The sequence below is a fragment of the Oceaniovalibus guishaninsula JLT2003 genome (genome assembly GCF_000299575.1).
GTDB classification, from domain to species: Bacteria; Pseudomonadota; Alphaproteobacteria; order Rhodobacterales; family Rhodobacteraceae; genus Palleronia; species Palleronia guishaninsula.
The window spans coordinates 1-23646 of the sequence record NZ_AMGO01000030.1; the positions used below are offsets into that span (position 1 = coordinate 1).

Genomic DNA, 23646 nt, shown 5'->3' on the forward strand with positions numbered 1-23646 from the left:
GCGCCAGGCGCCGTCGGGCTGCGGTTCCAGCAGCGTCGCCTCGATCCGCGCGGCCTTGGGGCCTTCGGCGGTGTCGCGGTGGCGCAGGCCCGACAGGCGCGCGGGGATCACGCGGGTATCGTTCAGCACCAGCCGATCGCCGGGTCGCAGCCAGCGCGGCAGGTCGATGGCATGGGCATCCGCGATGGCGTCGCCTTCGGCCACCAGCATCCGGGCCGAGGATCGCGGCCGCGCGGGCCGGGTGGCGATCAGCCGCTCGGGCAGGGAAAAATCGAAATCGCTCAGCCTCATGCGGGGATCCTAGCGTTGCGGGGGCGGGCGGCGGAAGATGTCGCGGAACATGCCCGGCGTCAGCAGCGACAGCGGGTTGACGCCGACCTGCGGGTCGGCGGCGGTTCCGCCCAAGGTGAAGTTCATGCCGATGAGCCCCTCGCCCCGCCGGGTCAGAAACGAGCCGACCGAATTGACCAGATAGAAGGGCGAGACGACCCCCTGCATGTCCAGCCGCTTCGAGGCGGGAAAGAACGTGCCGTCCATCGACACGCCCAGCGACGCGCCCACCGCGCTGGAGCGGTAGAGCGTCACGCGGTCGGGCGCCAGGCGAAAGCCCGCCTCGACCCGGTCGAAGGGGATGCCGCCCTGCTGCGCCTGTTCGACCAGACCCACGACGCTGATCGCGCTGAGCAGTTCGATCGCGGCGGGGGCGTCGCGCAGGCGCGGGCCGGTGACGATGACCTGGCCGTCATAGGTGCCCGGCGCGCCCGCCGGTTGCAGCGCCAGATCGAGCCGCCCGCCCGCGACCTTCTCGAACAGGCCCGCATCGCGCAGCACCGCGCCCGCATCGTCCGACTGCACGCGGATCGCGGCGCCCGCGGCGGTGCCGGCGATGCGCCCCGCGATGGCCGCGCCGCCGTTGACGCGGCCGTCGAACCGGCCCGCCAGCATCCGCCCGACATCGAGATCGACGCGCGCATCGGTCAGCGCGATGCCGTCGGTGACGGTCAGCCGGTCCAGCGTCAGGCGCACCGGGCCGCGTTCGCCCCCGCCCCCGCCGCCCAGATCGGCGCGCCGCAGATCGACGCTGCCGCCGGTCACGGCGATGGCGGGCGGCCGCCCGGCCCCGCGCGACGCGATCCGCACCGCGCCGTCGAACCAGCCGCCCAGCCGCACCCGCGACAGGCGCAGCGCCTCGAGGCCCCCGCCCGGCGCCAGCGTCAGGTCGCCCGCGGCGTCCAGCCCCGGCGCCGACAGCGACAGCGCGTCGATGCGGCGGGCGTCGCCCAAAGCGCCCGCGATGGCGAAGTCGCCGGGCGTGGCGGCGGGCTTGGACCAGGTCACGGCGTCGAGCGACAGGGCGATGCCCGCAAGGTCCGATGTCAGGCGGAAGGCGGGCGGTGCGCCGGGTGTCAGATCGAGCGTCAGGGTGCCGGTGCCCGAACCGGCGGCCAGCCCGTCGGGCAGGGTCACGCCGAAACGCCGAAGGGTCTGCGGCGACAGCGCGACCTGCCCCGTCACGCGGCCCGCGCCCCTGTCCGGCCCGGCCAGCGCCTGCCGCCAGCGCCCGTCGAAGGCCACACCGTCGAGCTGCGCGCGCCCCCCGACTGTCAGCGCCTGGGTGGTCGCCGCGATTTGCAGGGCGTCGGCGGTCAGGGTGCGGCCCGGAACGATCGCGGTGGAGGCGAGATCCGTCGCCTCGCCCGCGACATCCAGCGTCAGGTCCGCGACGCCCAGGCCGCGGCGGAAGGGGAAGGACAGATTCGTCGTCGCCGCCACCCGTCCCGTCGCCAGATCGGGGTCGCGGCCCGCGCGGTGCAGCAGCGACAGCGGGGCCGCGTCGATGACGGCGAGGTGCGATCGCAGCGGGCCTTTGCTGCGGATGACGAACTGGCCCAAAGCGGGCTTTTGCCGCGTATCGGCCACCAGCATCGTCGATCCGGCGAGCGAGACCGCGCCCCGGCCCGGCGGCGCGACGATCCCCTCCTCCATCGTCAGGGTGAAGCGGTCGGCGGTCAGCGATCCGGTGCCGCCGGCGCCGGTGATGGGCGGCAGGTCGCCCAGCGGGGTGATCCGCGCGCCGTCGAAGGCGAAATCGGTGGAAAAGGACGGTTTGGGCGCCTCGGGCGGTTTGCGCAGGGCGGCGGTGACGTCGTGCAGGGTGCCTTGGGCGATGTTGGCATCGACCCAGCGCCGCGTGCCGCGCCCAACGGGCACCGGCCAGAGGTCGAGCAGCCGGCGCGCGTCCAGCCTGTCGGCGGCCAGATCGACGGCCACGTCCCAACCGCCGGGCAAGGCGGCGACGCGGCCCGTGGCGGTCAGCGGATTGGCGGCATCGATGCCCGCATCGTCGATCAGGACAAGCCGGGTCAGATCGACCTCGAACGGGGACAGGCGCACGCGCAGGTCGATGTCCCCGCCGCCGAAGGCCACCGGCCCGGCCAGAAGGTCGCCCGCATCGACGGCCAGATCGGCGATGCGAAACTTCGCCGCCAGCGCGCGGGGCCAGCCGCCCGGCCCGACATCGGCCAGATCGGCATGGCCGTCCAGCGCGACGCGCGCCAGGGTCGAGCGGACGGAAACCTGCGGGAAGTCCAGCCGCCCGATTTTCGGATCGTATGAAAAATACGCTTTCGCGCCCTCGAACGGGACGGGCGGCGCGTCCTGGCGCGGCCGCAGCGCGCCCGCGCCGATTTCCAGCGTGCCCGCGACCGAGGCAAGCTGGCCGCCGGCATCCAGATCGGTGCGCAGCGAGGCCGAGATCGGCGCGTCCAGCACCCGCAGGAAGGACAGGACCGGCGATTGCATGGCGATGTCGGCAGCGGGCGCGCGCGCCACCGAGGCCGAGAGGCTGGCGCGCCCGTCCGCGAACCATGTGCGCAGCGAGATCCGCACCTGCGCCAGATCGTCGGTGCCGTTGAACACTTCGGCCAGCAGCGACAGTTCGGCGCCGTCCGCCAGACGTTGCAGCCCGATGGATCCGCGCGTCACCTGCCAGATCCGGGCCGAGCGGGCGTCTTCCAGCGTGACGATGGCGTCGGTCAGCTCGATCCGGTGCAGCCGGTCGAAGGGCGCGCGCGCCAGCAGCGCGTCCAGCCCGTCGAGCAGCACGCCCGGCCCGGCGAAATCGCCCGGCGCGCCGCCCGCTCCCAGATCGAACGCGCCCTCGCTGTCGCGGCGCAGCGTCATCTGCGCGCCGGTAACGCGAAGGATGCGCGGGGCCGCGCGGCCGTCCAGCAGCGCCCGCGGATCGAAGGCGAAGCCGACGCGCCCCAGCTCGGCCAGCCTGACGCCGCCCTGTTCGGTCACGGTCACGTCTTCCAGCCACAGGCGCGGCACCCCCTGCCGCGTCAGCGCCACCGCGACATCGCCGAGCGCGACCGAAAAGCCGTCGAGGTTGCGGTTCAGCCGCGCCTCGATCCGCGCGGTCGCGGCGGCGGGCAGGACCAGCCGCCGTTCGGTCAGCGCCAGCGTCGCCAGCGTGGCGGCCAGGATCGCCGCCAGCAGCACCAGCGCGGCCAGGGCGCGCAGATGCCGCCGCCCCCTGCGCGGTTCCTTCCGCCGCCGCGCGGGGCGGGGCCCGGTCGCGGCCAGCCGATGCGGTTCCTGTCCCATGCCCCGCCTTATTGCGCCTGCCCTGCCGATGGAACATGGAGGGCCTGCCGACCTTTTCACATCCCCGACAGGAAACGCCATGTCCCCCGCCGACGCCCCGCCCCGCAAGACCGCCCCCGACTTCACCCTGCCCCGCGACGGCGGCGGCGAAATCGCGCTGTCGGATCTGCGCGGCCGGCCGGTCGTGGTCTATTTCTATCCGCGCGACGACACGCCGGGCTGCACGACCGAAGCCGGCGATTTCACCCAGGCCGCCGAGGCGTTCGAGGCGGCGGGCGCCACGGTTCTGGGCATCTCGAAGGACAGCGTCGCCGCGCATGACCGCTTTCGCGACAAGCACGGGCTGGGCATCGCGCTGTTGTCGGACGAAGGCAGCGACGTGTCCGAACGCTATGGCGTCTGGGTCGAGAAGACCATGTATGGCCGGAAATCCTGGGGAATCGAGCGCGCGACGTTCCTGGTCGATGCCGAGGGGCGGATCGCGCGCGAATGGCGCAAGGTCAAGGTGCCCGGACATGTCGCCGAGGTGCTGGAGGCGGTCCGCGCGCTGTGACGGGCTGTGACCGCCCTGTGGCCGCCCGGTCACGTCGGCGGGAAAATGCCGAAAAACCGACCCTGCGGGCCGTCGCGGCCAAAACGGTTGCGACGGTCCGGCCCCGCCGTTAGGCACGTCGCAGTAGCGGGTCGGGGGACCTGATGCTGGACAGGGACAGCTAGGGGCGGACAGACCTTTGCGACTGACGAAACACGCGATCCACGTGGCGCTTTCGCGCGCCTTTCCCGAACAGCGGCTGTTCCTGCGATCGGACACCGAGACGCGGTTCGTGCGGCTTTCCCCCTCGACGCAGATCCTGGCACTCAGCGGCAGCGCGCTGGTCGTCGGCTGGACGATCGTCGCCTCGGCGATCCTGCTGATGGACGGGATCGGGTCCGACACGGTCCGCCAGCAGACGATGCGCGAACAGACGATCTATCAGCAGCGGCTGAACGATCTGGCCGCCGAACGCGACGCCGCCACCGCCGAGGCGCGCGCGGCGCACGAACGGTTCAACGCCGCGCTGGCGCGGGTCAGCGACATGCAGTCCGAGCTTCTGGCCAGCGAGCTGCGCCGCGACGAGCTGGATCGCGGGATGCAGGCCACGCAGGTCGCGCTGCGCCGCACCATCGCCGAACGCGACGACGCGCGCGGCACCGCCGCCGACCTGCGCGCCGTGGTCGAGGGCGACAGCGCCGACGGCCCCAGCGCCGCCGAACGCATGGCCGAGGTCGAGCGGACGCTGGATTACCTGACCGCGGCCCTGGGCAATACCGCGACCCAGCGCGACGCGATGGCCGCCGAGGCCGCCGATGCCGAAGCGTTCGCCGAGGATCTGATGCTGGACGCCAAGCTGACGGCGGCGCGATCGGAGCAGATCTTCGCGCAGCTCGAGGAAGCGCTGACGATTTCTGTCGCGCCGCTGGACAAGATGTTCCGGTCGGCGGGGCTGAGCACCGACAGCCTGATCGACACGGTGCGCCGGTCCTATTCGGGCCAGGGCGGGCCGCTGGTGCGCGTCTCGACCAAGGGGCAGGCCGATCCGCTGGGCGAGCGTGCCAACGGCATCCTGGAAAAGCTGGACCGGATGAACCTCTATCGGCTGGCGGCGGAAAAGGCGCCGTTCTCGATGCCGCTGAAGGACAGCTTCCGCTATACGTCTAGTTATGGGCCGCGCTGGGGCCGCGCGCACGAGGGCACGGACATGGCCGGCGCGCATGGCACGGCGATCTATGCCACCGCCGACGGCGTCGTGACCTTCGCGGGAACGCAGTCGGGTTACGGCAAGCTGGTGAAGATCAGGCACGCCTTCGGGATCGAGACGCGCTATGCGCATCAGTCCAACATCCGGGTGAAGGTCGGACAAAAGGTATCGCGCGGGGACCGTATCGGTGATATGGGAAATACCGGACGCTCGACCGGCACGCATCTGCACTACGAAGTGCGCGTGAACGGCAAGGCCGTGAACCCGATGACCTTCATCAAGGCAGCGAAAGATGTTTTCTAAGAGCAAGATCAACGAGCCCGGCCCCAAGCAGGGCGGCGAGGCCGCACCGAAACCGAACGAGAACGCGATGAACAACCCCAAGACGTCCGACCTGCCCGCCACTTCGCCGAAAGCCAAGCCGCCCGCCTCGATCCTGTCGTCGGACCTGGTCGTGAAGGGCAACCTCAAGACGACCGGCGACATCCAGATCGAAGGCACGGTCGAGGGCGACATCCGCGCGCATCTGCTGACGGTCGGCGAAGGCGCCACCGTCAAGGGCGAGGTGATGGCCGACGACGTGGTGGTCAACGGCCGCGTCGTGGGCCGGGTGCGCGGGCTGAAGGTGCGGCTGACCTCGACCGCGCGGGTCGAGGGCGACATCATCCACAAGACCATCGCCATTGAAAGCGGCGCGCATTTCGAAGGCTCGGTCGCGCGGCGCGACGATCCGCTGAACACCTCGGGCAATGCCGGCCGCGCCCCCGCCCCCGCAGGCGCCCCGGAACCCGCCGACGCCAAGGGCTGACCCTGACGCAACGGTGATCGTCAGGCGTCCCTCGGGGCGCCTGTTCTGGTTTTGGGAAACTATAAAATTCTGTCTTTAGTTATTTTTGATGCAGTATCGTTCTACGGCCGACTTACTCAAATCTGTAGTGTTTCCGCCAGAGGCGCAGAACTGGATTAAGCATTGGTTTGCCAAAGTATCCTTGCATTTATTGGATAATGAAGTGATCGAGCGCTTATTTAATGGCAAGCTAAGTTCGCCAACTGCGGCGGCGCAGATTGCTCCAACTTCTTCAGGGCCACCCAGAGAAGTAACTACCACAATATCGGTTACCGCTTCGAGCTGATCTTGAAACTCAGCGAAACATTTTGCTTCCGCGACCATTTGACCAGCATTCTGAGCGTAGACCCCTGTTCCCGACAACAGTGCGCCTACCAGTATAAGGGCACTGAGCGGTTTCCGCATTTCTACTCCATCTGTATGTGTGAATAAAGGCTAGAATGGATGAAAAGGCTCTCCAACATTTTTAATACAATGTAATAGCTCCTTCAAAGGGTGTGATAATATTGTCCTTTGTTCCTCTATCTGCCCCCCCTCAAACCGGCACCGCGCGCCGGTAAAGATGCCATGTCGCGTGGCCCAGGATCGGCAGGACGACCAGCAGGCCCAGGAACAGCGGCAGCATCGCGGCCAGCAGGGCGACGGCGATGATCGCGGCCCAGAGCAGCAGGGTGCCGGGCGACGTGCGCACGACGCGCATCGAGGTCAGCATGGCGGTGACGAAATCCACCTCGCGGTCCAGCACCATCGGCAGCGACACCACCGTCAGCGAGAACAGCAGGAAGGCCAGCACACCGCCGACCGCCATCTCGACCGCGATCATCGTCAGGCCGCGGGGCGTGAGGAAGATGTCGTAGCTGGTCAGCACGTTGGTCATCGGCCCCAGCCCCATGAACATCGCGAAGATCATGTGCGCGAGAAAGCTGTAGAACAGGAAATAGAACACGATCAGCGCGCCCAGCCACGGGATCTGGCGGTCCTTCTCGGCCGCGATCACGCCCAGGACCGGGCCCCAGCGCGGGCGGTCGCCGCGTTCCAGCACGCGGCTGACCTCGTATAGTCCGACGGCGGCGAAGGGGGCGATCAGCGGAAAGCCCAGCGACAGCAGCAGCGTGCCCTCGATCGTGCCGGCGCCCAGCCATGCCAGCAGCCAGCCGCCCGCCGCATAGACGCCGCCGAAGAACAGCCCGAAGGCGGGCGCGCGGGCGAAATCGCGCCATCCCAGCGCCAGCGCGCGCAGAAGATCGGTGGCCGACAGCACCGGCAGCGCCGCCTGCGCGCGCCGCCTGCGTTCCGCGCCGGAAATGCGCTCGTCCATCGGCCCCCCTCGCCTCAGCCCTCCAGCGCGTCAATGATGCCGGAAAATTCGTCGGCCTTCAGCGATGCGCCGCCGACCAGCGCGCCATCCACGTTCGACACGGCGAAAATCTCGGCCGCGTTGGCGGGCTTGACCGAGCCGCCGTAAAGCAGCCGCACCGACCGCCCCACCCCTTCGCCGAAGCGCCGTTCCAGCCGGGTGCGGATCAGGTCGTGCACCTCGCCGATCTGGTCGGCGGTGGGCACCTTGCCGGTGCCGATGGCCCAGACGGGTTCGTAGGCGACGATCAGGTTGCGGCCCGTCGCCTGGTCGGGGATCGACGCCGCCAACTGGCCATTGATGATGTCGAGCGTGTTGGCCGCCTCGCGCTCGGACAGGGTTTCGCCCACGCAAACGATGGCGACGAGGCCCGCGCGCCAGGCGGCCTCGGCCTTGCGGCGCACGATGTCGTCGCTTTCGCCCCAGTCGCCGCGGCGTTCGGAATGCCCGACGATCACATGGGTCGCGCCCGCATCGGCCAGCATCGGCGCGGAAATGTCGCCGGTATGCGCGCCCTCGTCGTTCCAGTGGCAATCCTGCCCGCCGATGGCCACGGATCCGTCCAGCGCCGCCGCGCGCGCGACCAGCGTGGCGGGCGGACAGATCAGAACCTCGCAGCCGGGGGACGGGTGGCGTTCGGCCAGCGCGCGAATCTGGTCCAGATCCCCCGCACGCCCGTTCATCTTCCAGTTTCCCGCCGCGAGTTTGCGCCTGTGGCTCATGGTCCGCTCCAATCCGTTCACGGCCAGACTAGCGGCGGATCGCGCCGCCGCAAGCGGTCAGGCCACCAGCCGGCCCAGAACCGCGGGCAGATCGCCGAAATGCGGCAGCCATCCGTCGGCGTCGAGGGCGGCCACATGGCGCGGATCGGGGCCGAACGTGACCAGAACCGACGGCACGCCGGCGGCGCGGGCGGTGTGGTGGTCGGTCTCGGTATCGCCGATCAGAACGCAGCGCGCGCGGTCGCCCCCCGCCCCGTCCACCGCCGCCCACAAGGGCGCCGGATCGGGCTTGCGCACCGCCAGCGTGTCGGCGCCGACCAGCGCGCCGAACCAGTCGCGCGCGCCCAGCGCCACCATCAGCCGTTCGGCCAGCGCGGCGGGCTTGTTGGTGCAGATGCCCAGCGCCCAGCCGTCGTCGCGCAGCACCGCCATCGCGTCCGGCACGCCGGGATAAAGCGCCGATCCGACGCAAAGCCGCCGCTCGTAGTGATCGAGCAGCGGGCGATACCACGCATCGAGAACCGCGTCGTCCACCGGGCCGAGCCGCCCCAGACCCAGCCGCAGCATCGACCGCCCGCCGCGCAGGCAGGCGGCGCGATCCTCGGTCCGGGTCAGGTCCAGCAGGTCGCCATGCCCCATGTCGCGAAAGCAGGCATTGGCGGCGGCGGCCAGATCGGGGCCGGTATCGACCAGCGTGCCGTCCAGATCGAAGATCGCCGTCCTGCGCCCCATCGGGTGCCGCCCCCCCTGTAATCCGCGGCAACCCGAAGTGAAGCCGTCCCCGCTTGCGCCATGCGCGCCACCGGGTAGAACGGCGGCGACAGAAAAGAAAGAGCAGCATGGCCACCCATCTTGTCGTCCTGGCCGCCGGTCAGGGCAGCCGCATGAACTCGGACCTGCCGAAAGTCCTGCATCCCCTGGGCGGGGTGCCGCTGTTCGTGCATGCGCTGGCGGCGGGGGCGGCGCTGGACCCCGACCGGCGGATCCTGGTCGTAGGGCACGGCGCCGGGGCCGTGCGCCGCGCCGCGGCCCGGCACGACGACGGCCTGATCGTGGTCGAGCAGGCCGAGCGTCTGGGCACCGGCCATGCCGTCCGGCAGGCCCTGGGCGCGCTGGAAGGGGCCGAGGGCGACGTTTTCGTCCTTTACGGCGACACGCCCTTCATCCGTCCGCACACGTTGCAGGCGATGCGCGACCGGCGGGCGGCGGGCGCGGCCTTGGTCGTTCTGGGGTTCGAGGCCGCCGATCCCGGCCGCTACGGGCGGCTGATCGCGGATGGCGACCGGCTGGAGCGGATCGTCGAATGGAAGGACGCGACCGAGGCCGAGCGCGCGGTGACGCTGTGCAATTCGGGCGTGATCTGCGCGGATGCGTCGCAGCTTCCGGGTCTGCTGGCGGCGGTCACGAACGACAACGCGGCGGGCGAATACTATCTGACCGACATCGTCGGGATCGCGCGGTCGCGGGGGCTGGATGCCGCCCTCGTCACCTGCCCCGAGGCCGAGACGCTGGGCATCAACACCCGCGCGGAACTGGCCGCCGCCGAGGCCGCGTTCCAGGCCCGCGCGCGGGCCGCCGCGATTGCCGAGGGCGCGACGCTGCTGGCGCCCGAAACCGTGTTTTTCGCGCAGGACACGCATCTGGGCCGCGACTGCACGGTCGAGCAATTCGTCGTCTTCGGCCCCGGCGTCACGGTCGAGACGGGCGCGCATGTCCGCGCGTTCAGCCATCTGGAAGGCTGCCATGTCGGCCAGGGCGCGGTCGTCGGCCCCTATGCGCGCCTGCGGCCGGGGGCCGAGATCGGCAACGACGCCCGCATCGGCAACTTCGTCGAGGTGAAGGCCGCCGAGATCGGCGAAGGCGCCAAGGTGAACCACCTGTCCTATATCGGCGACGCGGCCGTCGGGGCGCGGGCGAATATCGGCGCGGGCACCGTCACCTGCAATTACGACGGCGTGTTCAAGCACCGCACGGAAATCGGCGCCGACGCCTTCATCGGGTCGGACACGATGCTGGTCGCGCCGGTCAACGTGGGCTGCGGCGCGATGACCGCCAGCGGATCGGTCATCACCGAGGACGTGGCGCCGGGCGCGCTGGCGCTGGGACGCGCGCGGCAGGTCAACAAGGACGGATTCGCCCGGCGGCTGATGGACAGCCTGCGGGACGCCAAGGCACGAAAGGCCAGATAATGTGCGGCATCGTCGGCATATTGGGAACGCACGAGGTGTCCCCCATCATCCTCGAAGCGCTCAAGCGGCTGGAATATCGCGGCTATGACAGCGCGGGCATCGCCACGGTGAACGGCGGCGCGCTGGATCGCCGCCGCGCCGTGGGCAAGCTGGTGAACCTCAGCGACCGTCTGGTGCACGATCCGCTGCCGGGGCGGTCGGGCATCGGCCATACCCGCTGGGCCACGCATGGCGGCCCGTCCGAGGCGAACGCCCATCCCCACCGCGCCGGACCCGTCGCCGTGGTGCATAACGGCATCATCGAGAACTACGCCGCCCTGCGCACCGAACTGGCCGAACGCGGCCTTGCCTGGGAAAGCGAGACGGATACCGAAACCGTGGCGCTGCTGGTGCAGGCGGCGATGGCCGACGGCGCAGGCCCTGTCGATGCCGTGCGCGCCACGCTGGGCCGCCTGCACGGCGCCTTCGCGCTGGCGTTCCTTTTCGACGGGCAGGACGATCTGATGATCTGCGCGCGGCGCGGATCGCCGCTGGCCATCGGTTGGGGCGAGGGCGAGATGTATCTGGGATCGGACGCCATCGCGCTGGCGCCGATGACATCCGTCATCACCTATCTGGAAGACGGCGACTGGGCGGTGATGACGCGCCACGGCGCCACCGTCCACGATGCGCAGGGCGCGGTCGTGGACCGCCCGCGCACGCGGATCGACACCGCCGCCGCGCAGATCGACAAGGGGGGCCACCGTCACTGGATGGCCAAGGAGATCGCCGAGCAGCCCGCCATCCTGTCGGACACGCTGGCCCATTACCTGACGCCGCAAGGCCCCGCCTTGCCCGACGGCGTGGATTTCGCGGATGTGGACCGCATCGTCATGGTCGCCTGCGGCAGCGCCTATCTGGCGTGTCTGACGGCGAAATACTGGATCGAGGGGCTGGCCCGCATCCCGGTCGAGGTCGATGTCGCGTCCGAGTTCCGCTATCGCGAACCGCCGCTGGGCGAGCGGACGCTGGCGATCCTCGTCAGCCAGTCGGGCGAGACGGCCGATACCCTGGCCGCCCTGCGCTATTGCAAGGGGCAGGCGCGGATCCTGTCGGTGGTCAACGTGCCCACCTCGTCCATCGCGCGCGAGGCGGACGTGACGCTGCCCATCCATGCGGGCGCCGAGATCGGCGTCGCCTCGACCAAGGCGTTCACCGCGCAACTGGCGGTTCTGGCCGCGGTCGCGTTGAAGGCCGCGTCGGACAAGGGCGCGCTGGACGCGGCCGCGCTGGCCGCCCACGCCGCCGATCTGGCGCGGATGCCCGCGCTGGTGGCGCAGGCCCTGCTGGCCGAGCCCGAGCTTCAGGCCATCGCCCGCAACCTGGCCGAAGCGCGCGACATCCTGTTCCTGGGGCGCGGCGCGATGTATCCGCTGGCGCTGGAAGGGGCGCTGAAACTCAAGGAAATCAGCTATATCCACGCCGAAGCCTATGCGGCGGGCGAGCTGAAGCACGGACCGATCGCGCTGGTGGACGAACACGTGCCGGTCGTCGTCTTCGCGCCTTCGGACGCGCTGCTGCCCAAGACCGTGTCGAACATGCACGAAGTCATGGCGCGGTCGGGCCGCATCGTGATGATCGGCGACGCAGACAGCCTGCAAACCGGCGGCGACGGCCTCTGGCGGCAGGCGCGGATGCCCCAGGGCCCGCATCTCTGGGCGCCCCTCCTTTATGCGGTGCCGGCGCAACTGCTGGCCTATCACACCGCCATCGCCAAGGGCACCGATGTGGACCAGCCCCGCAATCTGGCGAAATCGGTGACGGTGGAATGATCAGCGGGCGCGCAACTCGCGCCGGATGACCTTGCCCGTCGCCGTCATCGGCAGCGCGTCCAGCACATGCACGGCGCGCGGCGCCATATGCGGGCTGAGCCGCGCGCGCACCAGGGCGATCAGCGCGTCCTCGATCCCCGCCGCATCGGCGCCCTCGCGCAGCACGACGAAGGCGGTGATCGCCTCGGTCCGGTCGGGATCGGGGATGCCGACCACCGCCGCCTGCACCACGTCCCTATGGCTGCAAAGACATTCCTCGATCTCGGTCGGGCCGACGCGATAGCCCGCGCTGGTGATCACGTCGTCGTCGCGGGAATGGAAGGCGATATAGCCGTCGCCGTCCATCCGCCCCAGATCGCCGGTGCGCATCCAGTCGCCCTGAAACTTCGCCGCCGTCTGGTCGGGCCGGTTCCAGTAGCGCAGAAACATCGACGGATCGGGACGGCGCACGGCGATCTCGCCCACCTCGCCCGTGGGCGCGGGGGTGCCGTCGGCGGACAGCACCGCCACGACGTGCCCCGGCACCGCCTGCCCGATGAAGCCGGGGCGCTGCGCATCCGCGCGCGATCCGACGACGAGGTTGCATTCGGTCTGGCCGTACAGTTCGTTCACCGGCGCGCCCAGCGCCTCGTGCCCCCAGCGCAGCAGGTCCGCGCCCAGGCTTTCGCCGCCCGATCCGATGGACCGCACCGCGACGCCATCTGGCACCGGCACCGTCCGCATCCGCCGCAATGCCGTGGGCGGCAGGAACATGCGGTTGATGCCCAGCCGCGCGATCAGGCGCCACGCCTCGTCGGGGTCGAATTTGGGCATCCTTCGACTGACCAGCCGCACGCCGTAATATAGGCAGGGCAGCGCCAGGTTCATCAGCCCGCCGATCCAGGCCCAGTCGGCGGGGGTCCAGCCCACATCGCTGTCGATGAAACCGGGACGGCCGATGCCCTCGTGATTCCCCTCGATGCAGGGCAGATGGCCGATCAGGACGCGGTGGCCGTGCAGCACGCCCTTGGGCGATCCGGTCGTCCCCGAGGTATAGACCATCAGCGCCGGATCGTCGGCGACGGTGTCGGCCATGGCGTCCAGCGGCGCGGCCTCGGCGATCAGGCCGGCCAGATCACCCGCCAGGATCACATGCGCCAGATCCGGCAGGTCGAGCCCCGCCAGCTTTGCCGCACTTTCCGCGTCGCAGATCGCCGCCACCGCCCCGCTGTCGCGCAGCCGGAAGGCCAGCGCGTCCGTGCCGAACAGCGTGAACAGCGGCAGCGCGATCGCGCCCAGCTTCATCGTGGCAAGATGGCCCAGCAGAACCTCGGGGCCCTGCGCCAGGATCAGCGCCACGCGGTCGCCCCGGCCCACGCCGCGCGCGGCCAGCGCGCCGGCCAGCCCGTCGCTGGCATCCTTCAGCTCGCCATAGGTCCAGGGATCGTCGCCGTCCTCGTCCACATGAACCAGCGCCACGCGGTCGGGATGCGTCGCGGCCCAGCTGTCGCAGCACAGATCGGCGATGTTCATCCGCTCGGGCACGGACCAGCGGAAGGGGCCGTCGTGCAGGACGTGCCGGGTCGGGCCCCCGCTAGTCGGCATAGACGTTCAGTGTCGGCAGATCGGTCAGCGGCGCGCCCAGAAGCCGCATCGCCGCCAGCGACACCTGGCTGCCCCCCGTGGCGGGGCCGTCCGCCGGGATCAATTGCACCACGGCGCTGCGGCCCTGATATTCCAGCCGCCCCGACCCGGCGGCATCGGCCAGCGGCGTGCGGATCCACAATCCCGGCTCGGTCGGATCCCCCAGCGAGGCGACGGTTTCGCCAAGCAGCCTGCCGCCCGTGGCGGCCGCGGTGGCCGCTTCCTTCTGTTCGGGCGTCGTGGTGTCCAGCGCGGCGGCGGTGCGGGCCGCGGCGGGCGGCGGCGGCGCGGTGACGACGGCGGCGATTTCGGGCGGCGGGGCGGGCCGGTCGATGGCGGTCGCGGCCGCGCCGCCGCCGGGCCGTCCGGTCGTCTGGGCGCAGGCGGCCAGCGCCAGCAGCGCCGTTATCGCGATAAACCTTGTCATGGCGCAATGATAGGCGACGCGGATCGCTGCCGCAATGGCCGTCGGGGCGCGCGGCCCCTTGCGACCCGCCCCCGCCGCCCCTACCCTTGGGCGATGAACACGATGCCGCACCCCCCGCTTGTCGATCCCTTCCAGCGCGCGATCAGCTATCTGCGGGTGTCGGTGACGGATCGCTGCGATTTCCGCTGCGTCTATTGCATGTCCGAGAACATGACGTTCCTGCCGCGCAAGGAATTGCTGACGCTGGAAGAGCTCGATCGCCTCTGCACCGCCTTCGTGCGGATGGGGGTGCGCAAGCTGCGCATCACCGGCGGCGAGCCGCTGGTCAGGCGCGACATCCTGACCTTCTTCCGCGCCATGTCGCGGCATCTGGACAGCGGCGCCCTGAACGAGCTGACGCTGACCACCAACGGATCGCAACTGTCGCGTTTCGCGGGCGATCTTTACGATGCCGGGGTGCGGCGAGTGAACGTCTCGCTCGACACGCTGGACGAGACCAAGTTCGCCCGCATCACCCGCTGGGGCCGTCTGGCGCAGGTTCTGCGCGGCATCGACGCGGCGCAGGCGGCCGGTCTGCGTGTCAAGATCAACACCGTCGCGCTCAGGGGCTTCAACGAGGACGAGCTTTTCACGCTGGTCGAATGGTGCGCCGAACGCGACATGGACCTGACCTTCATCGAGGTCATGCCGATGGGCGATCTGGGCAACGAGGATCGTCTGGATCAATACTGGTCGCTGGCCGACATGCGCCGCACGCTGGCGCAGGTCTATACGCTGGACGACATCCCGCTGCGCACCGGCGGCCCCGCCCGCTATGTGCGGCTGCGCGAGACGGGGCAGGCTTTGGGCTTCATCACCCCGCTCAGCCACAATTTCTGCGAAAGCTGCAATCGCGTGCGCCTGACCTGCACCGGTGAGCTGTTCATGTGTCTGGGGCAGGAGGACGTGGCCGATCTGCGCGCGCCGATGCGGGCCTCGCCGCAGGACGGCCCGCTCGACGCCGCGATCCGCGCGGCCATCGCGCGCAAGCCCAAGGGCCACGATTTCGACTATTCGCGGCAGGTGCCCGATGGCCAGATGTCGCGCCACATGAGCCATACGGGCGGCTGAACCGCCGATGGCCGCGCCTTTGGGCTGGCACCTCTATGCCGGGGCGGTGGCACTGGCCGGGCCCGCGATCCGCCGCCGCGACGTCGCGCGCCTGTCGCGCGACGGGGTACCGCCCGCCCGCATCGCCGAACGCGACGGTCGCGCCACCCTGCCCCGCCCGGACGGCCCGCTGATCTGGATCCACGCCGTCAGCGTGGGCGAGGCGGTGTCGGTCCTCGACCTCGCCGCCCGGCTGGCACGGGATGCGGCGGTTCTGCTGACCACCACCTCGGCCACCTCGGCGCGCATCGTCGCGGACCGCCTGCCCCCCGGCTGCCTGCACCAGTTCGCGCCGCTGGATACCGCCCCGGCCGTGCGCCGGTTCCTCGATCATTGGCACCCCGCGCTGGCGGTGCTGGCCGAAAGCGAGATCTGGCCCCGCCAGATCGTCGAGGCGGCCGATGGCGGCATCCCCGTGGCGCTGGTCAATGCCCGCCTGTCGGATCGCAGCCTGCGCAACTGGCGCCGCGCGCCGGGCCTTGCGCGCCACCTGCTGTCGCGCCTGTCGCTGATCGCCGCGCAGGACCGGCGCACGGCGGACGGGCTGCTGGCGCTGGGGGCCGATCCCGCCCGAACCCGCGTGACCGGCACGCTCAAGACCGCCGCCGCGCCGCTGGACGCCGATCCGCGGGCGCTGGCCGATCTGCGCCACGCCATCGGCGACCGCCCCGTCTGGGTCGCCGCCTCGACCCATCCGGGCGAGGAGGAGGCCGCCATCGCCGCCCACCGCGCGCTTCTGGCCCGCCATCCCGGCCTGCTGCTGATCCTCGTTCCCCGCCATCCCCAGCGCGGCGGCGACGTGGCGGCGGCGCTGTCGGGATGGAACGTCGCGCGCCGGTCGCAGGGCGCGCTGCCGGGACCGCGAACGCAGATCTACCTCGCCGATACGCTGGGCGAGATGGGGCTGTGGTTCCGCCTGACGCGCGCCGCCTTCATCGGCGGTTCGCTGGCCGATCACGGCGGCCACAACCCGCTGGAGGCGGTGCGCCTTGGCGCCTATGCCGTCAGCGGCCCGCATGTGGCCAATTTTTCCGATATCTACGCCGATCTGGCCGTCATCGGGGCGGCCACGGTCGTACCGGGTGGCGCCGCGCTGCCAAAGGCCCTGTCGCGGATGCTGTCGCAGGAAAATCCGCCTGCCCTGCCGCCTGCCACGGACCTGACCGCCACGCTGGCGGACGATCTGCGCGCGCTGGTTTGCCCCGGCTACGACCCGCGGGTTCGCGTCGTTGCGCCCAACTTCAAGCGGCGGCTTTCGGGCGTCACCGCCACCGTCGTGCGGCTGGTGCCGGTGCAGGCGGCGCGCATACCCATCCGCGCCGCCGGCCCCGCCCTGCCCGCGCACGTGCCGCAAATCCCGCTGTCGTCACTGCCGTTCCTGCCGATGCAGCCCGCCGTCTGGCACGCGCGACGCAACGTCGAGATGCTGGGCGGCCTGGCGCTGCGGCACGGCTTGCGCAAGCCGCTGAAGCTGCTGTTCACGTCCGCCTCGCAACGCCGCCATACCGGGCTGACGAAATGGCTGATCCGGCGGCAGGATGCGGTGGTCGCCACGTCGCACCGCAGCGCCGCCTATCTCGAGGTGCCGTGCGACGTCATCATGCACGGCATCGACACCGACGCCTTTCGTCCCGCGCCGGACCGCGCGGCGCTGCGCGCGCGGCTGGGTCTGCCGCCTGACGGTACTGTCGTCGGCTGCTTCGGCCGCATCCGCGCGCAAAAAGGCACGGACGCGTTCGTCGATGCGCTGCTGACGCTGCTGCCCGACCGGCCGTATGTCACCGGCATCGTCATGGGCCGCGCGGTGGACAAGGATCGCGCGTTCCTCGACGATCTGCGGTCCCGGATCGGGACGGCCGGACTGTCCGATCGCCTGCGGATCCTGCCCGAAGTGCCCGTGGACGCGATGGCCGAGTGGTACGCCGCGCTCGATCTCTATGTCGCGCCGCAGCGGTGGGAGGGGTTCGGCCTGACTCCGCTCGAGGCCGCGGCTTGTGGCGTGCCGTCCGTCGCCACCCGCGTCGGCGCATTCGAGGATCTGGTGTGCGACGGCACGACCGGCCTGCTGGTGCCGCCGGACGACACCCCGGCCATGGCCCGCGCGATGGCTGGTCTGCTGGACGATCCCGCACGCCTTGCTGCGATGGGCGGCGCCGCGCGGGCACGGGCCGAAAGCATGTCGTTGTCGGCCGAGGGCGACGCCCTCATCGCCATCTATCGCCGCCTGCTAGGCCTTGGCGGCTGATCAGCCCGCCGCCGGCATCCGGCGTTCGACAATTTCGGCCCACCACGAACAGCCCGCTGGAATCGCCTCGTCGTTGAAATCGTATTCGGGGTGATGCACCGCCGCCGTGTCGCCGTTGCCCACCAGGATGTAGGCGCCCGGCCGTTCCTCCAGCATGAAGGCGAAATCCTCGCCGCCCATGACCAGCGGCGCATCGGCGCAATCGCCCGACACGGCCCGCGCTGCGTCGGCGGCGAAATCCGTCTGCTCGGGGCTGTTGACCATGACCGGATAATTGCGCTCGTACTCGACGCTCGCGGCGCCCTCGAACATCGCGGCGGTCCCTTCGGCGATGGCCGTCAGCCGCCGTTCGGCCATGTCGCGCATGGCGGGCGACAAGGTGCGCACCGTCCCCTTCAGCGTCACACGTTGCGGGATGACGTTGAACGCCGTGCTCGACGTCGTGAACGAGGTGACGGAGACGACGATCTGTTCGACCGGGTCGGCGTTGCGCGATGCGATGGTCTGAAGCGCCAGCACGACATGGCTGGCCATGACCGTCGGATCGCGCACTTCCTGCGGCTTGGCGGCATGGCCCCCGCGCCCCTCGATCGTGATGGTGAAGATGTCGGTCGCGGCGAAAAAGGGGCCGGGGCGAATGGCGAACTTGCCCACCGGCTGGCCGGGCCAGTTGTGCATCCCATAGATCTCGTCGATCTTCCAGCGCGACATCAGATCGTCGTCGCACATCGCCTTGCCGCCCGCGCCGCCTTCCTCGGCGGGCTGGAAGACGACCACGGCCGTTCCGGCGAAATTACGCGTCTCGGCCAGATACTGCGCGGCGCCCAGCAGCATGGCGGTGTGCCCGTCATGCCCGCAGGCATGCATCGCGCCCAGGGTCTTGCTGGCATGGGGCGCGCCCGTCTGCTCGACGATGGGAAGCGCGTCCATGTCGGCGCGAAGGCCGACGACCTTGCCGCCCGGATGCCGCCCCCTGATGACGCCGACGACGCCGGTGCGGCCAATCCCCTCGACCACCTCGTCGCAACCGAAGGCGCGCAGCTTGTCGGCGACGATGCCCGCGGTGCGGTGCACGTCGTATTGCAGTTCGGGATTCTCGTGCAGGTCGCGCCGCCATTCGGTGATCTGCGGCAGCAACTCGGCGAAGCGGTTTTTCACGGGCATGGCACGGCCTTTCGGGACTGACGGTTCAGGATGCGGCAGCGGCGGCGCAATCTCAAGTCCCGAAGCGGTCCAGCGCGAAGGGCGTCAGATCGTGGCCCGGCGCGCGGTCCATCGCCAGATCGGCGGCGACGCGCCCCACGCCCGGCCCGATGCCGAAGCCGTGCCCCGACAGCCCCGTCAGCACCACCAGCCCCGGCAGCGCCGCCACCCGGTCGATCACCGGCAGCATATCGGGCAGCGTGTCGATCATCCCCGCCCAGGCGCGCGCGATCCGCACCGGCCCGAGGCGCGGAAACGCCGCCTCGAACCGGGCGCGGGCGCGGCGGACCAGTGCCATGTTCGGCGCAGGATCGAGGATGCGCGCGCGCTCGAACGGGGTGATCTCGTCCGCGTCCCACCGCCGGGGCGTGCGCCAGGCGTCGGGATGGTCCCGCGGGGCGGCGGCGCGAAAGATCGTGCCGCGCGGATCGTCGCGGATCTGCGGCCAGTAGGCGCGCGCATGGCGCAGCGCGTCGGGGCCGATATGGAAATCGTGCCGGTCGTTCGGCGCCAGTGTATAGCCGCCGTCCTGCCGCCGCCGGAACGCCAGCCGGTCGTCGCAGGCCCCGCCCGCATGAACCTGGGGCAGCGGCGCGGTCGCCAGGGCCGTCGCGCGCACCGAAAGCTGCGGCAGGCCGATCCCGTGCGCGCGCAGGAACAGCGCCGACCACGCGCCGCCCGCCAGCACCACGCGCGGCGCGGCGATGCGCCCCGCTTCGGTCACGACACCGGCGATGCGCCCGCCCGCCATGTCCAGCCGCCGCGCCGCGCAGCCTTCGCGGATCGCCACGCCGCTCGCCCTGGCCGCCCGCGCAAGCGCCGGCACCGCGACCCAGGGTTCGGCGCGCAGGTCGGACGGCGTGTAAAGCCCGCCGTGCCAGTCTTCGGCCGCGCCCGGCAGCAGACGGGCGACCGCGCGCGCCGTCAGCATCCGGGTATCGAGGCCGTGGGCGCGCGCATGGACCATCCAGGCCTCGTGCCGCGCCAGATCCCTGTCGCGCCGCGCCAGATACAGCGTTCCGGTCCGCGCCAGCCCCAGATCCTCGCCCGTCTCGCGCTGCAACAGCGGCCACAGCGCCGCCGCCTCGGCCATGATCGGCAGTTCGGCCGGGTCGCGCCCCTGCGCGCGGATCCAGCCCCAGTTGCGCGACGATTGTTCGGCCGCGACGCGCCCCTTCTCGACCAGCACCACGCGCAGACCGGCACCGGCCGCGAACCAAGCGGCCATGACCCCCGCGATGCCGCCGCCGATCACCACCAGATCGGCGGCGGCCGGCAGCGGATCGCGGTATTCGGCGGGCATCACGCCGGTCCGCGATCAGGCGGCAGCGAAAAGCCAGCCCATATAGCCGGCGTAGCAGGCCAGCAGCACGCCGCCCTCGCCTCGCGAAATCCGCCCGCCCGTCAGCCCCATGACCAGCAGCGCGACGCTGGCCGCCAGCATCGCCCAGATATCGACCAGGGCGATCTGCGGCGGGATTTCCAGCGGCTTGATCAGCGCCGTCGCCCCCAGAATGCCCAGGATGTTGAACACGTTGCTGCCCAGGATGTTGCCCAGCGCGATGTCGCCCTGCCCGCGCCGCGCGGCGACCACCGACGTCACCAGTTCGGGCAGCGACGTGCCGATGGCCACCACGCTGAGGCCGATCACCGCCTCGGACACGCCCAGCGACGCGGCGATGTCGATGGCCCCCGTCACCAGCAGCCGCGCGCCCAGCAGCGTCACCAGCAGCCCGCCCGCGAACAGCGGCAGCGCCAGCACCAGCCGCATCGGCACGGCCGGCAGATCCTCGGCCGGGGCCGCGCCGCTGCGGATCGTGAAGACCAGATAGCTGCACAGCCCCGCCAGCAGCAGACCGCCCGACAGCCGCCCCACATCGCCCAGCAGCACCAGCGCCGCCGCCAGCACCGCTACCGCCAGCATCGCGCCCCCGTCGCGGCGAAAGGCCGGCCCCGCGACCGCCATCGGCCGCAGCAGCGCCGCGATCCCGACGATCAGCAGGATGTTGGCGATGTTGCTGCCCACCACGTTGCCCACCGCGACGCCCGGCGATCCGGCCAGGGCCGCCTGAACCGAGGTCAGCAATTCCGGGGTCGAGGTGCCGAACCCCACCAGCGTCAGCCCGATCACCATGGGCGACACGCCAAGGCGCGCGGCGACCGCGACCGCCCCGCGCACCAGCGCCTCGCCCCCGCCGATCAGCAGAACGAAACCGGCCAGCACCAGCAGATAGGACATGCGCGAACACCAGGGACCAGGAACATGCGGCCCGGACCGCCCCGCCCCCGGACCGCGCCCAGATAAGGGCGCGGCCGGGCGACGGCAAGACGCATGGGATCAGGGACGGACGGCCCCCGTCGGCACCGGCGTCTCGGCCGTTTCGGGCGGCAGCAGCGGATAGACCACTTCGGGCACTTCGCCGGTCAGCGATTGCAGGAACGCGGTGACGGCGGCGATCTCGTCCTCGTTCAGGTCGGCGCCCAGTTGCGAGGTGGCCATGATCCCCACCGCCGTATTCAGATCCCATACCGCGCCCGAATGGAAATAAGGCGCCGTCACCGCGATGTTGCGCAGCGGCGCGGCGCGGAACACGTATTCGTCCCCGGCGGTCTCCGTCACCTGAAAGCGGCCCGTATCGGTCTCGGGCAGGACGTCGGCGCCGGGCTTTTCGACCAGCCCGAAGGGGTAATAGCCGTTGCCGCCCAGATTGACGCCGCCGTGGCAGGTCGCGCATCCGGCATCCATGAAGATGGCCAGCCCCTCCTTCTGCCGGTCGCTCAGCGCCGCGTCGTCGCCGTTCAGCCACGCATCGAATGGCGCGGGGGTGATCAGCGTCGCCTCATAGGCTTCGATCGCCTTGGCGAAATTGTCGAACGTCACCGGATCGTCCCGGCCCGGAAAGGATCCCTGAAACCATTCCACGTATTGCGGCATGGATTTCAGCGTCGCGATCAGGTTTTCGGGGGTGTTGGCCATCTCGACCCCGGCCTGCACCGGCCCCTTGGCCTGTTCGGCCAGATCGGCGGCGCGCCCATCCCAGAACTGCGCCGAATTGAAGATCGAATTGAGCACCGTCGGCGCGTTGCGCGGTCCCCGCTGCCAGCCATGCCCGATGGAGGTCGGCAGGTTGTCGTCGCCCCCGGTGGCAAGGTTGTGGCACGAATTGCACGAAAAGACGCCCGAGATCGACATGCGCGGATCGAAGAACAGCGCCTTTCCAAGCGCGATCTTCTCGGGCGTGATGGGATTGTCGGCGACCGCCGGAACGGTGGACGGCACCGGCACGAAATAATCGCCCGCCGCTTCCCGCAGATCGTCCGTCTCGGCCGCGGCCGCCGCACCGGCGGACAGCGCGGCAATGGCAAGGATGCCGCCGCGCAGGGTGTCTGTCATCGCTTTCATCGGGGAACCTCCGTCAGGTCTTGCCGCTACGTCGCGCAAATCCTTGGCATTGCGGACGTTCCCAGTATCGACGGCGCGGCGCGGAAGGCAAGCCGCGACCCCCCTCGATTGCCCTCGAACCGGGGGGGCGGGTCAATCCCGCAGGCTCTCGATCACCTTCGCCACGAAGGCGGCGCCTTGGCGGAACTGCGCGACCTCGATATATTCGTCGGGCTGGTGGGCCTGGGCGATGTCGCCCGGTCCGCAGATCGCGGCGGAATGGCCGCGTTCCTGGAACTGGCCGGCTTCGGTGCCGTAGCTGACCACGTGCCGCCCGTTATCGCCCGTCAGCCGCCGCACCAGCGCCTCGGCCGCGCCGTCCTGTTCGGGACGCAGCGCGGGCACATAGAAGTGTGGCGCGACCTCGATCCGCGTCTCGGGGCGGACCGCCTGCATCCGCGCCTCGATCTCGGCCACCCTGGCGCGGAACGCGGCCTCGTGATCGGCCGGATCCTCGCCCGGCACGACGCGGAAGCTCAGCCCGAACTCGCAATCCCTGGCGGTGATGTTGTGCGCCGTGCCGCCCCGGATGGTGCCGACATGTACCGTGGTGAAGGGCGGATCGAACGCGGCGGCCAGCGGCGTCGGCGGCGCGGCCCGAAGGCGCGCATTGGTGTCGTTCGCCCATTCGATCAGGCTGGCCGCCTCCATCACCGCGCTGACGCCCCGGTCCATCAGCGACGAATGCACCTCGTGGCCGTGGACATGCACCAGCCAGCCGATGCCGCCCTTGTGCGCGGTCACGCAGCGCATCATCGACGGCTCGCCGATGATGGCGGCGGCGGCTTGCGGCAGGTGCCCGGCCATGTCGTCGATCATCGGCGGCGCGCCGAGGCAGCCCACCTCCTCGTCATAGCTCAGCGCGATCTGCAAGGGCCGCTTCAGCCCCGTCGCATCCGGCACCGCCGCCAGGGCCAGCGCGATGAAGCCCTTCATGTCGCAGGTGCCGCGCCCGTAAAACCGCCCGTCGCGTTCCGTCACCGCGAAAGGGTCGGTCGTCCAGTCCTGCCCGTCCACCGGCACCACGTCGGTATGGCCCGACAGCACCACGCCGCCCGGAACCTCGGGGCCGATATTGGCGTAAAGCGCGGCCTTGCGCCCGGTCGCGTCGGGCACCCGCCGCGCGGTCACGCCGTGCCCTTTCAGATACCCCTCCACCCAGTCGATCAGGTCGAGGTTGCTGTCGCGGCTGACGGTCGGAAACGCCACCAGCCGGTCGAGAATCGCGCGCGCATCCATGTCCCGTCCCCCCCATTCGCCGGCAAAGCGTCCGGTCCGCGCGC

The 23646-nt window shown here is 70.7% G+C and carries 20 protein-coding genes and 1 pseudogene; 8 read left to right on the plus strand and 13 right to left on the minus strand.

The window, feature by feature from the left end:
* Both OCGS_RS07885 and OCGS_RS07890 read right to left on the minus strand, forming a co-directional pair.
* Positions 1 to 291 (minus strand): S-adenosylmethionine:tRNA ribosyltransferase-isomerase (locus OCGS_RS07885; RefSeq protein ID WP_040610787.1); only part of this gene is annotated, 291 nt, incomplete at its 3' end.
* Between the two features lie 9 nt (positions 292 to 300).
* Positions 301 to 3609, minus strand: a complete 3309-nt coding sequence (locus tag OCGS_RS07890; protein WP_007426710.1) for a YhdP family protein — start codon at positions 3607 to 3609, stop codon at positions 301 to 303.
* A gap of 79 nt (positions 3610 to 3688) precedes the next feature.
* Between OCGS_RS07890 and OCGS_RS07895 the strand changes: the two genes are divergently transcribed.
* The 3 genes from OCGS_RS07895 (at position 3689) to OCGS_RS07905 (ending at position 6156) form a co-directional block, all read left to right on the plus strand.
* Positions 3689 to 4162, plus strand: coding sequence for a peroxiredoxin (locus tag OCGS_RS07895; RefSeq protein WP_007426711.1), 474 nt, complete (start codon positions 3689 to 3691; stop codon positions 4160 to 4162).
* Between the two features lie 178 nt (positions 4163 to 4340).
* The gene (locus OCGS_RS07900) at positions 4341 to 5651 is read left to right on the plus strand and encodes a M23 family metallopeptidase (protein WP_007426712.1); all 1311 of its coding nucleotides are present in this window, start codon (positions 4341 to 4343) and stop codon (positions 5649 to 5651) included.
* A complete protein-coding gene (locus OCGS_RS07905) occupies positions 5641 to 6156 on the plus strand; it encodes a bactofilin family protein (RefSeq protein WP_007426713.1) in 516 nt (171 codons plus the stop codon). The genes OCGS_RS07900 and OCGS_RS07905 overlap by 11 nt, the downstream gene beginning before the upstream one ends.
* Before the next feature lie 75 nt (positions 6157 to 6231).
* On the opposite strand, the gene OCGS_RS15060 is transcribed toward OCGS_RS07905, so the two are convergent.
* The 4 genes from OCGS_RS15060 to OCGS_RS07920 all read right to left on the minus strand — a co-directional run bounded on the left by OCGS_RS15060 (position 6232) and on the right by OCGS_RS07920 (position 9006).
* Positions 6232 to 6600 carry a hypothetical protein gene (locus OCGS_RS15060; protein ID WP_156801007.1) on the minus strand — a complete coding sequence of 123 codons (369 nt, stop codon included), beginning with the start codon at positions 6598 to 6600 and terminating at the stop codon, positions 6232 to 6234.
* 130 nt (positions 6601 to 6730) lie between these two features.
* Positions 6731 to 7513, minus strand: coding sequence for a DUF2189 domain-containing protein (locus OCGS_RS07910; RefSeq protein WP_007426714.1), 783 nt, complete (start codon positions 7511 to 7513; stop codon positions 6731 to 6733).
* Positions 7514 to 7527: 14 nt separating this feature from the next.
* Entirely contained in the window at positions 7528 to 8274 is a 747-nt protein-coding gene (tpiA, locus tag OCGS_RS07915; protein ID WP_052026151.1) for a triose-phosphate isomerase, read from the minus strand.
* 57 nt (positions 8275 to 8331) lie between these two features.
* Positions 8332 to 9006, minus strand: a complete 675-nt coding sequence (locus tag OCGS_RS07920; protein WP_007426716.1) for an HAD-IA family hydrolase — start codon at positions 9004 to 9006, stop codon at positions 8332 to 8334.
* Positions 9007 to 9113: 107 nt separating this feature from the next.
* Between OCGS_RS07920 and glmU the strand changes: the two genes are divergently transcribed.
* Entirely contained in the window at positions 9114 to 10463 is a 1350-nt protein-coding gene (glmU, locus tag OCGS_RS07925) for a bifunctional UDP-N-acetylglucosamine diphosphorylase/glucosamine-1-phosphate N-acetyltransferase GlmU (RefSeq protein WP_007426717.1), read from the plus strand.
* A complete protein-coding gene (gene glmS / locus OCGS_RS07930; RefSeq protein ID WP_007426718.1) occupies positions 10463 to 12274 on the plus strand; it encodes a glutamine--fructose-6-phosphate transaminase (isomerizing) in 1812 nt (603 codons plus the stop codon). Before glmU ends, glmS begins: the two co-directional genes overlap by 1 nt.
* On the opposite strand, the gene OCGS_RS07935 is transcribed toward glmS, so the two are convergent.
* On the minus strand, positions 12275 to 13858 hold the full coding sequence (locus OCGS_RS07935; RefSeq protein ID WP_052026152.1) for an AMP-binding protein: 1584 nt from the start codon (positions 13856 to 13858) through the stop codon (positions 12275 to 12277).
* Positions 13848 to 14324, minus strand: a complete 477-nt coding sequence (locus OCGS_RS07940) for a hypothetical protein (protein WP_040610789.1) — start codon at positions 14322 to 14324, stop codon at positions 13848 to 13850. The genes OCGS_RS07935 and OCGS_RS07940 overlap by 11 nt, the downstream gene beginning before the upstream one ends.
* Before the next feature lie 102 nt (positions 14325 to 14426).
* On the opposite strand from OCGS_RS07940, the gene moaA reads away from it, so the two are divergent.
* From moaA to OCGS_RS15460, 3 genes and pseudogenes are all read left to right on the plus strand, one after another.
* Positions 14427 to 15434: a GTP 3',8-cyclase MoaA gene (gene moaA, locus OCGS_RS07945; protein WP_007426721.1), complete on the plus strand. Its 1008-nt coding sequence runs from the start codon at positions 14427 to 14429 to the stop codon at positions 15432 to 15434.
* A 7-nt stretch (positions 15435 to 15441) separates the two neighbouring features.
* Positions 15442 to 16065 (plus strand): annotated as a pseudogene (locus OCGS_RS15455) (3-deoxy-D-manno-octulosonic acid transferase); the annotation flags it as partial.
* 600 nt (positions 16066 to 16665) lie between these two features.
* A complete protein-coding gene (locus OCGS_RS15460) occupies positions 16666 to 17718 on the plus strand; it encodes a glycosyltransferase family 4 protein (protein ID WP_040610795.1) in 1053 nt (350 codons plus the stop codon).
* Here the strand turns inward: OCGS_RS15460 and OCGS_RS07955 are convergent, their stop codons facing one another.
* The 5 genes from OCGS_RS07955 to argE all read right to left on the minus strand — a co-directional run bounded on the left by OCGS_RS07955 (position 17719) and on the right by argE (position 23602).
* Positions 17719 to 18882: a M20 aminoacylase family protein gene (locus tag OCGS_RS07955; RefSeq protein ID WP_007426723.1), complete on the minus strand. Its 1164-nt coding sequence runs from the start codon at positions 18880 to 18882 to the stop codon at positions 17719 to 17721.
* A 52-nt stretch (positions 18883 to 18934) separates the two neighbouring features.
* Positions 18935 to 20224 (minus strand): NAD(P)/FAD-dependent oxidoreductase, encoded by a 1290-nt coding sequence (locus OCGS_RS15065; protein WP_007426724.1) that lies wholly within the window; start codon positions 20222 to 20224, stop codon positions 18935 to 18937.
* A gap of 15 nt (positions 20225 to 20239) precedes the next feature.
* Positions 20240 to 21160 (minus strand): calcium/sodium antiporter, encoded by a 921-nt coding sequence (locus OCGS_RS15070; protein ID WP_007426725.1) that lies wholly within the window; start codon positions 21158 to 21160, stop codon positions 20240 to 20242.
* 99 nt (positions 21161 to 21259) lie between these two features.
* Complete coding sequence (locus OCGS_RS07970) at positions 21260 to 22315, minus strand: cytochrome-c peroxidase (RefSeq protein ID WP_156801010.1); 1056 nt, start codon at positions 22313 to 22315, stop codon at positions 21260 to 21262.
* Between the two features lie 141 nt (positions 22316 to 22456).
* Positions 22457 to 23602 (minus strand): acetylornithine deacetylase, encoded by a 1146-nt coding sequence (gene argE / locus OCGS_RS07975; RefSeq protein ID WP_007426727.1) that lies wholly within the window; start codon positions 23600 to 23602, stop codon positions 22457 to 22459.
* Positions 23603 to 23646: the final 44 nt, after the last annotated feature.